This window comes from Pseudomonas sp. B10(2017) (assembly GCF_002113295.1).
GTDB classification, from domain to species: Bacteria; Pseudomonadota; Gammaproteobacteria; order Pseudomonadales; family Pseudomonadaceae; genus Aquipseudomonas; species Aquipseudomonas pudica.
In genome coordinates, this window is sequence record NZ_NEJU01000009.1 from 145,066 (window position 1) to 157,893 (window position 12,828).

At 54.3% G+C, this 12,828-nt stretch carries 11 protein-coding genes and 1 pseudogene; 5 read left to right on the forward strand and 7 right to left on the reverse strand.

Annotated features, from left to right (window positions below; translation table 11 throughout):
- The first annotated feature begins 543 nt into the window (after positions 1–543).
- Positions 544–915 (forward strand): amidase family protein, encoded by a 372-nt coding sequence (locus CAF92_RS13555; protein ID WP_256573746.1) that lies wholly within the window; start codon positions 544–546, stop codon positions 913–915.
- A gap of 561 nt (positions 916–1,476) precedes the next feature.
- Here CAF92_RS13555 and CAF92_RS13560 read toward each other — a convergent pair.
- From CAF92_RS13560 to CAF92_RS13585, 5 genes are all read right to left on the reverse strand, one after another.
- Positions 1,477–1,791 carry a helix-turn-helix domain-containing protein gene (locus CAF92_RS13560; RefSeq protein WP_085601121.1) on the reverse strand — a complete coding sequence of 105 codons (315 nt, stop codon included), beginning with the start codon at positions 1,789–1,791 and terminating at the stop codon, positions 1,477–1,479.
- Positions 1,792–2,269: 478 nt separating this feature from the next.
- On the reverse strand, positions 2,270–2,662 hold the full coding sequence (locus tag CAF92_RS13570; protein ID WP_085601123.1) for a hypothetical protein: 393 nt from the start codon (positions 2,660–2,662) through the stop codon (positions 2,270–2,272).
- Positions 2,659–5,061 carry a hypothetical protein gene (locus tag CAF92_RS13575; protein ID WP_085601124.1) on the reverse strand — a complete coding sequence of 801 codons (2,403 nt, stop codon included), beginning with the start codon at positions 5,059–5,061 and terminating at the stop codon, positions 2,659–2,661. The genes CAF92_RS13570 and CAF92_RS13575 overlap by 4 nt, the downstream gene beginning before the upstream one ends.
- The gene (locus tag CAF92_RS13580) at positions 5,058–6,755 is read right to left on the reverse strand and encodes a site-specific integrase (protein WP_256573747.1); all 1,698 of its coding nucleotides are present in this window, start codon (positions 6,753–6,755) and stop codon (positions 5,058–5,060) included. Before CAF92_RS13580 ends, CAF92_RS13575 begins: the two co-directional genes overlap by 4 nt.
- Positions 6,658–7,854, reverse strand: coding sequence for a tyrosine-type recombinase/integrase (locus tag CAF92_RS13585; RefSeq protein WP_085601126.1), 1,197 nt, complete (start codon positions 7,852–7,854; stop codon positions 6,658–6,660). The genes CAF92_RS13580 and CAF92_RS13585 overlap by 98 nt, the downstream gene beginning before the upstream one ends.
- Positions 7,855–7,897: 43 nt before the next feature.
- Here CAF92_RS13585 and CAF92_RS13590 point away from each other — a divergent pair.
- Positions 7,898–8,065: pseudogene (locus CAF92_RS13590) on the forward strand (JAB domain-containing protein); the annotation flags it as partial.
- A gap of 104 nt (positions 8,066–8,169) precedes the next feature.
- Here the strand turns inward: CAF92_RS13590 and CAF92_RS13595 are convergent.
- Positions 8,170–9,777, reverse strand: coding sequence for an ABC transporter substrate-binding protein (locus CAF92_RS13595; protein ID WP_085601127.1), 1,608 nt, complete (start codon positions 9,775–9,777; stop codon positions 8,170–8,172).
- Between the two features lie 361 nt (positions 9,778–10,138).
- Here CAF92_RS13595 and rpmB point away from each other — a divergent pair, with 361 nt between their 5' ends.
- The gene (gene rpmB, locus CAF92_RS13600; protein ID WP_003258972.1) at positions 10,139–10,375 is read left to right on the forward strand and encodes a 50S ribosomal protein L28; all 237 of its coding nucleotides are present in this window, start codon (positions 10,139–10,141) and stop codon (positions 10,373–10,375) included.
- Positions 10,376–10,385: 10 nt separating this feature from the next.
- A complete protein-coding gene (gene rpmG / locus CAF92_RS13605) occupies positions 10,386–10,541 on the forward strand; it encodes a 50S ribosomal protein L33 (RefSeq protein WP_003253507.1) in 156 nt (51 codons plus the stop codon).
- 70 nt (positions 10,542–10,611) lie between these two features.
- On the opposite strand, the gene CAF92_RS13610 is transcribed toward rpmG, so the two are convergent.
- The gene (locus tag CAF92_RS13610; protein ID WP_003258971.1) at positions 10,612–10,971 is read right to left on the reverse strand and encodes a cupin domain-containing protein; all 360 of its coding nucleotides are present in this window, start codon (positions 10,969–10,971) and stop codon (positions 10,612–10,614) included.
- 196 nt (positions 10,972–11,167) lie between these two features.
- Here CAF92_RS13610 and CAF92_RS13615 point away from each other — a divergent pair, with 196 nt between their 5' ends.
- Complete coding sequence (locus CAF92_RS13615; protein ID WP_046613689.1) at positions 11,168–12,661, forward strand: aldehyde dehydrogenase; 1,494 nt, start codon at positions 11,168–11,170, stop codon at positions 12,659–12,661.
- The last annotated feature ends 167 nt before the right edge of the window (positions 12,662–12,828 follow it).

The window sequence follows — 12,828 nt, forward strand, 5'->3', positions numbered from 1 at the left end:
GACTGTGAGGATGTCGTGCTGCTTCAGCTGAGCGACAACCGCTGCCTTAGGGGAGGCGAGCTGTGTGTCGAATTGGAGCGCGGCACAGGTAGTGGCCGGGGTTGATGACCCCAGGTAGCTAACACCAGAACCAGACATTTGCATTTCCCTTTGCTTGTCAGACGAGACTACATAGATATCACACTTGCGCGGCAAATGGCCATCTATCTTTTTGCCCATTGCTCCGGTGGCTTTTTTTAAATAACTTTCCTAGTTTTGCGTCGGCGAAACTATTACAAGTTTATTCAAAGATAAAGCCCAAAAGAAGAATTGTTCGCAATTGGCAATGTTGATCTTTGACAAGACTCAAAACGAACGAGTTTTGTAGGGAGTTGGCCATTGACGGTGATCGGTTAAGTCTGTCAAAACTAAATGGCGGGGCTTGGTCTCGCCGAGTGGTTTACCCTCAAAATTTCCGGGTACTAGTCCACTCGATTTGAGGTCGTTAAGCTGTTGACGTGCAAGTTCATAACACTCATCGAGAACAACTATTGATACGCTCAATTGTCCAGCTATTTCACGGCAATTAGCCTTGTCATGAGAGCTGCTGGAGGGATGACTGCGCCCATCGGCGAATTTGCGATGACAGTTCGAGATGTAGCTCAGTTCCGCTTAGGCGAGGAAGGGGTGGCGAATTACCTAGCCTTCACTGGTCTGGCCAATGTTACCGGCCAGCCTGCGATAACCGTCCCCCTGACCTGGTCGGAAGAAGCCGGGATTCCAATCGGTACCCAATTCATCGGTCGCTATGGTGAAGAGCATTTGATGGCCCTTGCAGCGCAGCTTGAGAAAGTAAAGCCATGGTGGAGCCGCCGGCCAGCGATCGTCCCCGGAGAAGCTGGTTTGAGAGCATATAGTTTGAAATCAATGGGCTAAGGAAGCGGGCAGTCGCGTGCGCTGATTGCTAACTACCGAGTACTTGCTGACGAGAGAGTGGGCGTTCTTGGCCTTTAGGAAGGATGAGGGCCCGAAGGCCGAGAGCAGCTCAGACAAACGTTCCATATTGATCCTAAGAGAATTTGGTTCTAGTATCTATTTTCCAAGGCGCTAGGGCCGCCAAACCTTACAAAGGTGCGGAAGGCCGGATCTTCATTCTTTTCAGACGATCTCTGTTAGGTAGTGAATCAGCCGGGAACTCAATTAACATTTCATGTTGGGTACCGGCATATGCTCAATCCTCTTGCGCTCTGTTTATCCATTTTGGCCGCATCACGCCCGCTTCGCGTCCTTTTGCTGCCAATTGCCTTCTCCATACCTATTCTTTCCTTGGCTCTCTTGATATGGGTATGCCAAGCAAGTGGTACATAACGTCAGGCTTATCTATCACCGCTGAGGTGTGAATTACCTGAGTACCAAATGTGGTGCCTCCGGTCGAGGCCTTCTTGCCGGAGGCGCATCTGCTTGCCTAGGAGCTCAAGGCGACCTTGACAGTATGTCCTATCGGGGAGCTTTCGCTGACTGTGAAAGCAGGCTAGCAAGCTCCATCCGTTCAGCTTCCGAAGCAATCTGAGCGAGCAGCTCTGTAACTGGACGATTTTCCTTTAGGGCATAGCTCCCTATGAGCAGCGTGACAGGGTGTACGCCCAGAACTGGTGCAATGGAATCGATTTTTTCGATGGTCGGGACATACCTGCCCCTTTCTAAAGTGCTGATGTAGGTGCGACTGCTGACCGTCGCGAAGTCTTCCTGGGTCAGCTTTTGCTTGACCCTCATCCACTGCAATACTCGACCGAAGGCGCTTTTCAGTTCCACTCTGCATCTTCCCAAAAAGGAAAGATGAGGCACCCGTGAACAGTATATGACTACAATGCATACTGTTCATTTGGAGGGCTCGGGATGTTCATCACCAATCGCTGGGCAGAGATGGATCGATCGTACGCATGGCTGGCCGAGGACCAACAGGCTTGGCATTTTGTAGAAAAAAGGCTGTTGTCCCCGTGGTTTCACGTAACGGTGACGAGGGTGCTAGGGGAGGACACGTGCGTGGAGGTCTTTTTCTTGGAGGACGTTCGAGGACTTGAGCGCTTCGCACGAATGGTTCAGGAGGGATCGGCCGAGGTTTCGCTACAGATTGTGACACCGGGGTGGATGAACGGTAGCGGCGAGTGGTTAATGGAGCATTTAGAGGCCATTCATGAGAGCGAGGATAGCTTGTTCAGATGCTACACGGCTCAAAGCGGCAAGCGATACTACCAGCCTAATATTACCGATTGCCCGGGCCAGTGTTTTTTCAAAGAGCTTTACCGTCGAAAGTAGAGGGCTCTCGGGTCGTGACATCTTCGAAGTATCGTCTTGGATCAATCGCATCCTCTGTCATCAGTTGAGCGGCTTTGACGATCGTCTGAATCAGTCGATTATTCTCCGCTCGTGCTTTGTCCAGCTGCATTTCGAGGGCGAAAATTCTGGCAGTGCTGTCTTTACGTCCAGCCTTTTTTACACCCTTGAGATGGGTCTGGATGGCCGCATATAAAGAGCGAATCTCATCATCTCTCCAGAGTGTTTGACGACTAACACCCGCTTGCAGGGCAAGGCCATTCTGGGTGAGCGGTCCCTGAATCCGTCCGGCTTCATATTCTGCGAGAATGGACCGCACGTGGTCCTTCCACTTTTTTTCCTGCTTCATGATGAAGCCTTCCTAGGTTTTGAGTAAGCTTCTAAGGCCGCTTTGCAGCTCGTAACCATATCCATCACAAACAGAACGTGCTGATCGAAAGTATGAGTACTATCGAGTTCAGCCTCAATACTAGACGTGATATCATTTTGGTTGTCGAAAATTGCCTTCAAAATTTTCTCGTATTCGCTGAGTAAGCTCTCGATAGCGGCCTTTGCTTCCATATCATCAGGGTTCAGATGAAAGGATTTACATCCAGAATCCGTACCGAAGCCTCTGATGCACATGAGCCCCCTGTCGCACGGACTGATATAGAGCTCACGTGTACACCCGCCCCAAGGCGTCAGGTTGAGAATGCTGAGCTTCTCAATGATCATCTCTTCGATCTGGTCGTCAGCGATTGACTCCTCCCGCCATCGGATGACTCGCTTGCCCAAAAAATCTTGGGGAGGGTCAACGGCCAGGTATAAAGACCTCACATATTCTGCTCTCTCTTTAGCAGTACGATAGTCATATTGACGGCTTTGGCGTGGGGTTCGCCCCATCCATAGGTCCACAGCTGTTTCAGAGGGGCCGGCACGAAGAATTGCAGTGGTAACCCAGCGACGGATTTGATGAGGGGTGATAGAAAAAATTTCACCGTCTTGCCCTCGCAGGTCAAGGCGTTGAAAGATTGTTTTCTTTGAGGAATTCGAAGAGAGATAGTTGTAGAGATCGGCTCTAACTAGCGGGCGAGGGATGATCCCTAGCTCAGCTATGGAATCAAACTGGTTTTCCCAAATCACAATTAAGTTGTCACTCAGCTTGCTAGGATAACCTTTGGCAGTGTGCTTCGCATGATAAGGTGAATCATCTCCATCGGCGGGCATCGCAAATTGTTCGTCAAAATGGCGTCTCAGGTGGAATCGGTATTTGTCTTCTAAGATGTGTTTGAACAGCCTGGTATCTATGACCAGAGATGGGACTCCCGCCCCGGTTCCTCTTTGAGACAGCATGATTTCTCTGATACTTGCCCACTCATTTCGGATGTCGATGAGTTGAAGAATTGAAGGTTTGTTGCCAGGCTTGAAAAGCCCGTCGTGAACCATTCCTTTGAGAAACGTGCGCAGGAGATCAACAAACCACTTGCTCTTTTTTACTGATGCTTCAGAGGAGTTTGTGTGTTTTGCAATGTCAAGGACAGATACGCTATAGCAGTTCTTTTTGTACTCATTAAGAAAGTTTGACCAATCCCATTTTTGCATTCGCTCATCTATCCAAACTGCAATTCGAGCGGCCGTTATTCTGGGGAGCTCAACGCTGCAACTGTAAAATCGCCCGCCGCTGTAGAGTTCTTTGGGGGATATTGGAAAGCACTTACATATCTCCTCAACGAAATAGTGATGTTCTACGGGCAGATCCAACGATGACAGTTGATCTACCGCTCCGGGATCTAACGGATGGTTAGCGCGATAGGCTGCGAGTGCTTTATCTATAAATGAGAAACCATTGGTTTCAATGTCAAGAGCACGCTCTCTAGCATCCTGAGTGACAGCCAACAAGTACTCGTACGCTTCCGTGAGTGGTGCGCTCCATAGTTCTGCGACAGGTACGGCGTTGGGTATGAAGTTTTTTTCAACAGGTACTCGCACAAACGTCGTATGAGTATTAGGGTCCTGGAAAAGGCAATTATTTGGAAGATTTGCTATTTCACCAACTCTTAAGCCGAGCGCCATACCGAAGCAGATCGCCTCAAGTCTAATTCTATCGAAGCCCGCAGTTGGCTCAAGATGTGGGTTCTGTTTGATCAACCATCTAGCTTGTGCAATCCCTTTGTGTAAATCGGTGGTGTGTAGGTTCTCTTCTCTTTGTTGGAACTCTCGCGATGTGAGTTCAAGCGCACTATGAGTCGGGTTGGGGATTCCGGTTTTCCAATTGATAAACCTATCGATGAATCGCAACGGCATTCCATCGAGCATCGCGCTAAGTTGGTTGAGGAAATCAACAAACGCCTTGAGGGCATTCGCTCTATGGTAAGTAGTAGAGTCCGAACGTCCGTGCCTAATCGAGTCTACGGTGTGGTCGAAGACTGTGCGTGTTACGCCACTCCATTCAATGCTCTGGCTTTCCATTACTGCTGATAGATGCCTAATCGATGCCATTCTTCCGATGATAAGCTCGGCTGATGGTTGTGCCAGAATTTCTTTAACTATAAAGCAGCGCGCAAGCTTGCCAATCACTAGCGGGAGAGGGGGCTGATCTTGATTTCGCTTGTTGTTAGGGTCGAATGATGTGAAGGGGATATTACTCCCCCTATACTGCCATACCTTGCCCTCGAAATTCCCTCCTACTAATCCGTTTGCTTTCAGATCATTAAATTGGTGCTCCGCATGTTTATATCTATCTTCTAAGACCGCCATTGATATGCTCAATCTTCTAACTCCTTCACAGCAATGATTACTGACTTAGCGCCGTGAATTGCTGCTTCGACCTGTTGGGCCATAGCACCAGTGGAATTGCTCCCGAGCATCTGCTGGAATTTAGTGATGTCTGCTAAAGCCCCTTCATGATTAGCATGACGGCTAGGTCTGAATTTAGGGCATGCATAGCAAGTGACCGTCGGGTGGTAAGGGCATGGCTCTTCAGAATTGCATGATCCTAAGCCACTTATTGGCCTTAGCGCGGATCTGTCAGGGATTTCTTCCATGAATTTGCCGCACCACATCTGCACGGCTGCATTGATCTCCGGGCTTGCCATGTGCGTCGTATTTATGAACTCTTGCAGCTCAAGGTTGTAATGGAAGTAGTGCTTTATAGAATTCAGGTTTGAATGATCTAGAGCTTCAGCGACTTCTTCAGGGGATGCACCGGAAAGAACCATTGAAGTAGCCTTGGTCCTGCGCAGTCGGTACGCTGTGATCCGCATGAACGGTTCTGTTTTTTGTATGGCCCGATGAGGATCTGGTAACTGGAGTATCCAAGTGAGAGATGTTAGCGCATAACTTATTCTATGGTTGTCGAGATGTAATGTGAATGGTGTCAGCTTGGGGTTGGTGAGCAAGCGTAAAAGGCGGTTTTCGGTTATGTACGCCGAGGGAAACAACGGTGTAGGAAGCACTGGAGTGCTTATTCCATGCCTGGCACATATCGCGTTGATGTCCTTCGATGCGGCATTGCATTGGGTCTCAGCTAAAGTGCACTGAAGTTCTACTGCCTTTGCAGTGTCTTTAGCGATGTAACGTTTTACCAGGTTGCTCGGATGCCTCCTGAGCCTTGAGCGTCTAATTCCTTTAACGCTCGGCACCTTTACAAAGGGGCCGCCCTCATCAACCCCGAAGTCAGTAATCTGCATTAGGGCTAACTGTATAGGGCGAAGAGCCCAGTCGCGACAGAGCAAAAAAAGTGTGCGCTGGACATGAGTAACGAGCGGATTGCTGACAAGCTTCATCTCAATGTTCGCGAGTTGTACGCGAGTGAAAGGGCCAAAGTCATCATCTCGCATCGTGACCAAATGCCTGTTATCAAACGTCTTTACTGTGAGCTGTGATAGTTCAAGGCTGTCATGTTCGTTGAAACCTGGGACTTCTTCATCCAAGCACCATCGATAAAATACTCGAAGAGCAACTAGGTCCTCGTACCAGCTTGATGCTTTTAAACGAGTGCATTCACGTACAGCAAATGTCGATAACCTATAGCCAATAGTGTCCGCGTCATTTCCCAGAAATTTATGCTGGGCCAGAAGCCGCTGGACGACGATCAGAGGCCTAAGGTCGATGTGGGTTTGGAGTCTGTCGATGAACCACCCTCTGAGTAGCCACTCAACTAACAAGTTAGAATGTAGAGGCTTGCTCCACGAAATATTCATCGGAGCACACCCGACAATCTCTACCGTTATTTTTTCAACCCACGCATCATTGTTGTGAATTGTTATGGCCTGGCCGAAGGTGGATATGACTGTGGTAGGAAAGACATCGGCCTCGATGCCGAAGCGACATTCGATTTGGGTTATGAGTTCGGTAGGCGAAATTTTAATCATCTTCATTGCCTCGAAAAGTTGAGCTGTCAGAGTTTCTGATGATTTCGCCGAGCCGATCAGATATGGCCTGCCGAGAGTAGCGCTGAACACTTTCGCTGCTGGGGCTCCATCCGCCCAGATACGCCAGAGCATCTTTTACATTGATGCTGTGGGCGCCACTTTTTTCAAACTTTTTGCGAGCTATATTTGCCCCTGTCGCCCTCAATCCGTGCGGATGAATTCGTGTTGAAAAGTTTGGCAAGCCGAGGCTGGCTGCAGCGGTACGAAGAATGGTGTTTACGGTTCGCGCAGATAGCCGTCTTCCGTCACGGGAACTCACGAATAGGGCTGTACAAGGTCTTTTTGGTTTGATCAGTTTAGGGCGATGATCGGAAATGTATTCGTTCAGAACCGCGGCTACCGATGCGGTTATGGGGACTATCCGACCGCGCGTCTTGAGACTAGCCCCGTCCTGTCTCCGCTCCCTATTGATATCGCTGGGGCGCTTGATGCGTATTGTAGGTGAGGGGCCAAGGTCAACGTCGTCGAGTTCTACGAGAACAACTTCGCCACGCCTGGCAAGTGTTTCAAGCATTACCAAGAACAGACAGTAATTGCGTGCCTGTATCTGCTTACTGTGGAATGGGTTCCTAGAGTCACCAGGACTGAGCACCCCTTTGAATAAGGCTTGCCCCCCGGAGTCAAGTGGCGTTGCAGGTACCGGCGGTTCTGATTGATATGCAATCTTGGTGATTTTTTTTTGAAGATTTCGCAGATTCTTGGCTTTGTTTTTTTCCGCTTGGCTTTGCTCAAGTAGACCTAGTCGATTGAGCTCAACGTAGTGCTCGAAGGAGAAATCTATGAATGATTTGACAGCTTCGAGTCGTCGGGTGCATGTCGATTGGCTCGCACCCGCACCGCGTTTGGTGGAGCAGAGGCGTTCGGCCAGCGATGTCAGTTCCGCTGAGCTGAACACCGCTAGGCGCTCAAGCTTCGCTTCCAGTGAAGAACCTCGGCTGAGAGCCCACTCGTACGCGATAGCGATGTCACGTAAGTAATTTTCGACGGTATTAGGACGCGATCTGTGGAGCAAATCCTCCGCCCAGAGGTTTGCTAGGATCACTGGAACCCCCTGCACCAGCAGGTATGGCCTGAGGCTGCTGGAGGCAGTGCGGATCATTCGGATTTCGCAGAAAGGGACGTCTGGCATCGCTAGCTCCAGATCTGCAACGTTTCCGAGCATATACCATAAGTGCCACAACCACCCCTCGGGCAACAGTGAGCCCAGCCAGGACGATGTGCATTTGACCCTGTCGTTGAAGCGAGGGCTGGCGTTGATCGATGTGCGGGTGCTGGATCACATCATCATCGGTGACGGGGAGCCGCTGTCGATGGTCGAGCATGGTTGGATTGTGGCTTAGGCAATTGTGCTGCCTGTCCCGGCCCTTTCGCGGGTAAACCCGCTCCCACAGGGATAGCGCCATGTTGAAAGTTGGCGCGGTCCCGCGAAGAGGCCGGTGCAGGCTTACTTGCTCACTGACACCTTGCTGAAATCCTGCCGCCCGAACGGGCTCACCTGATAGCCCTCCACCCCTTGGCGCAGCAGTGCCGCCGCTGTCGGATGCGCCAGCGGCACCCACAGCGCCTGCTGCTGAATCAAGGTTTGCGCCTGCTGGTACAGCCGGCTGCGCACGCTCTGGTCGTTGGTGGTGCGCCCGGCGCTGATCAACTGGTCCAGGCGGCTGTCGCAGAAGCGTGCGAAGTTGGTCCCCGACTGCACCGCCGCGCAGGAAAACTGCGGGCTGAGGAAGTTGTCCGGATCGCCGTTGTCACCCGCCCAGCCCATGAACAGCAAGTCATGCTCGCCCGCCTTGGCGCGGCGGATCAGCTCGCCCCACTCGATCACGCGGATCTCGGCCTTGATGCCAATCTTGGCCAGGTCGGCCTGCAGCATCTGCGCACCGAGGCTGGGGTTGGGGTTGAGCAGGCTGCCCGACGGGCGGGTCCAGATCGTGGTGCTGAAGCCCTCGGCCAGGCCAGCCTTGGTCAGCAGGGCCTTGGCTTTTTTCAGGTCCAGCGGGTAGCCGGGCAGGTCCTTGGCGTAGCTCCAGGTGTTGGGTGGGTAGGGGCCGTTGGCCGCCACCGCGGAGTCTTCGAACACGGCCTTGAGGTAGGCCTGCTTGTCGAAGGCCAGGTTGATGGCCTGGCGCACTTCCGGCTTGTCCAGCGGTGGGTGCTGGCTGTTGATGGCGACGAAGGCGGTCATGAACGCCGGCGTGGTGGCCACCTTGAGGTTGCCGTCCTTGCCGGCTTCGGCAATGTCCAGCGGCTTGGGCGACAACGCGACCTGGCACTCGCCACGCTTGAGCTTCTGCAGGCGCACGTTGGCATCGGTGGTGATGGCGAAGATCAGCGGGTCGACCGCCGGCTTGCCGCCGAAGTAGTCGGGGTTGGCGCGGTAGCGCACCACTGCGTCTTTCTGGAAACGCTGGAAGATGAACGGCCCGGTGCCGACCGGCTGGCTGTTGAGCTTCTCCGGCGTGCCGACCTTGAGCAGCTTGTCGGCGTACTCGGCTGAATAGATCGAGGCGAAGCCCATGCTCAGGGTGGCCAGGAAGGTGGCGTCCGGGTGGCTGAGGGTGAAGCGCACGGTGTTCGGTGCCGGCGCCTCGATCGCCTTGATCAGGCTGCCCAGTTGCAGCGACTGGGCATGCGGGTAGCCGCCCGGCGCGGTCTTGTGCCAGGTATGGGCGGGGTAGAGCATGCGCTGGAAGCTGAACAGCACATCGTCGGCGTTCATTGCGCGGCTTGGCTTGAAGTAGGCGGTTGTGTGGAATTTCACGTCATCGCGCAGGGTGAAGTCGTAGATCAGGCCATCGGCCGATACCGTCCAGCTGGCCGCCAGGCTCGGCACCACCTTGCCTTGCGCCGCGTCGAACTCCACCAGGCGGTTCATCAGCACATCGGCCGTGGCGTTGGTGGTGGTCAGCGAGTTGTACTGCACCACGTCGAAGCCTTCGGGGCTGGCCTCGCTGCAGATGCTCAGCGGGGCGGCCTGGGCAACGCCGGCGGCGAACAGGGCGCCTGCGGCGAACAAGGAGTTGAACAATAAGGAAAGGGCGGCAGCACGCATGGTGGCTCCTTGGCTGTCAGTGGCCCATCTGCCAGTGCAGTCTGGAAAAGGCCTACCCTAGTGTGCTCGTAGGGAAATGACCACACCCTTTTTTACAAAACTGGCGACGAGCGGTCGACGGCTGGCGGGGCCTGCCGCTATGCTGGCCCGGCGCGCTTGGCCGGCGCCGGAAACGTATCTTCTGTTGTTGTGGCCAAGTCTTTCTGGTATAAAGCAGCGCTCTTTTCTAGGGGCTCGGCCTGTCGCGTCAGCGTATCCGGTCGGTAAGACCTCCAGAATCACGGCGCCCAGGCGCCAAAGACTGAGAGATTAAGCGGCCAACCCATGCCGGGTTGGGCATGTGGTTTTAGAGGGCTGAGTCATGTCGAGAGTCTGTCAAGTTACTGGTAAGGGTCCAGTAACCGGGAACAACATTTCCCACGCAAACAACAAAACCCGTCGTCGTTTCCTGCCGAACCTGCAGCACCACCGTTTCTGGGTTGAATCCGAGAAGCGTTTCGTGCGTCTGCGCGTATCTGCCAAAGGCATGCGCGTCATTGACAAGCGTGGTATCGACGTAGTGCTGGCCGAGCTGCGCGCTCGCGGCGAAAAGTTCTAAGGAGAACGTCATGCGTGAATTGATCCGTCTGGTTTCGAGTGCTGGCACTGGCCACTTCTACACCACCGACAAGAACAAGCGCACCACTCCGGACAAAATCGAGATCAAGAAATACGATCCGGTTGTTCGCAAGCACGTGGTGTACAAGGAAGCCAAGATCAAGTAATTGATCGGCGACCTGAAAAAACCCGCCTCCGAAAGGATGCGGGTTTTTTTTTGCCTGTTCGGGCCTCAGATCATTTCTGCTCGAACATCACATAGATCTTGCGGCAAGGCTCCAGCACCTCCCAGGTGCCCTTGAACCCCGCCGGGATGACAAACCGGTCACCGGCACGCAAAGTCTTGGCCCCACCATCCTGGTCACGCAGCACCGAAACGCCTTGAACGATCTCGCAGTACTCATGCTCGGTGTAGTTCACCGTCCACTGCCCCACCTCGCCTTCCCACACGCCTGCAGCAAACTGCCCGCAGGGGCTGGAATAATGGTTGTAGACCGCCTGGTCTGGCTCGCCCTTGAGGATTTTTTCAGCTGCCGGGCGGTAGCGTTCGGCCTCGGTGATGACCTGCGCGAAGTCGATGATGCTGTCGATGCTCATGGTGCGGCTCCTGTTGTTGTTTAATAAAATGCACATCAGTAGGCTTTTGAGCCTTCTGTGTCAAATATATTGATAGTTTACCCGGGCTGGTTTAGGGTATCGCTTGCCAGTGTGCGCTCGTCGCCCGGCCAGAATTCTGACAACGCCTGTGAGTCCTCAGTGCGGCGTTGCACCTAAACAAGAGGAGGAGTTTCGTATGACCACCCTGACTCGTGCGGACTGGGAACAACGTGCCCAGCAACTGAAGATCGAAGGCCGTGCCTTCATCAACGGCGAATACACCGATGCCGCATCCGGTGAAACCTTCGAGTGCCTGAGCCCGGTCGACGGACGCTTCCTGGCCAAGGTTGCCAGCTGCGATTTGGCCGATGCCAACCGCGCTGTGGAAAACGCCCGTGCCACCTTCAACTCCGGCGTGTGGTCGCAGCTGGCTCCGGCCAAGCGCAAGGCCAAGCTGATCCGCTTCGCCGACCTGCTACGCAAGAACGTCGAAGAGCTGGCGCTGCTGGAAACCCTGGACATGGGCAAGCCGATCGGCGACTCCTCCAGCATCGACGTACCTGGCGCGGCCAATGCCATCCATTGGACTGCCGAAGCCATCGACAAGGTTTACGACGAAGTCGCCCCGACTCCGCATGACCAGCTCGGCCTGGTTACCCGCGAAGCGGTGGGTGTGGTCGGTGCCATCGTACCGTGGAACTTCCCGCTGCTGATGGCCTGCTGGAAGCTCGGCCCGGCACTGGCCACCGGTAACTCGGTAGTGCTCAAGCCGTCTGAAAAATCGCCGCTGACTGCCATTCGCATTGCCCAGCTGGCCATCGAAGCCGGTATCCCGGCTGGCGTGCTGAACGTGCTGCCAGGCTACGGCCACACCGTGGGCAAGGCCCTGGCCCTGCACATGGACGTCGACACCCTGGTATTCACCGGTTCGACCAAGATCGCCAAGCAGCTGATGGTTTATGCGGGCGAATCGAACATGAAGCGCATCTGGCTGGAGGCCGGCGGCAAGAGCCCGAACATCGTCTTCGCCGACGCTCCGGACCTGCAAGCTGCCGCCGAAGCTGCCGCCAGCGCCATCGCCTTCAACCAGGGCGAAGTGTGCACCGCCGGCTCGCGCCTGCTGGTCGAGCGTTCGATCAAGGACAAGTTCCTGCCAATGGTGGTCGAGGCCCTGAAAGGCTGGAAGCCAGGCAACCCGCTGGACCCACAGACCACTGTCGGTGCCCTGGTCGACACCCAGCAGATGAACACAGTGCTGTCGTACATCGAGGCTGGCCACAAGGACGGTGCCAAGCTGGTGGCTGGCGGCAAGCGTACCCTGGAAGAAACTGGTGGCACCTATGTCGAGCCGACCATCTTCGACGGCGTGACCAACGCCATGAAGATCGCCCAGGAAGAAATCTTTGGCCCGGTGTTGTCGGTGATCGCCTTCGATACCGCAGAAGAAGCCGTCGCCATTGCCAACGACACGCCGTATGGCCTGGCCGCTGGCATCTGGACCTCGGACATCTCCAAGGCCCACAAGACCGCCCGTGCCGTGCGCGCTGGCAGCGTCTGGGTCAACCAGTACGACGGCGGCGACATGACCGCGCCGTTCGGTGGCTTCAAGCAGTCGGGCAACGGCCGTGACAAGTCGCTGCATGCACTGGAGAAGTACACCGAGCTGAAGGCGACCTGGATCAAGCTGTAATCGTAAGGGGCCGCTTTGCGGCCCAATCGCCGGCAAGCCAGCTCCCACAAGTTATTCGCAGCCCTTGAGGCCAGTGCTGTACCTGTGGGAGCTGGCTTGCCGGCGATGGGCTGCACAGCAGCCCCAACAATAGCCGGGTCGGCTCACGCTGCCCCGGCTTCGTCGTT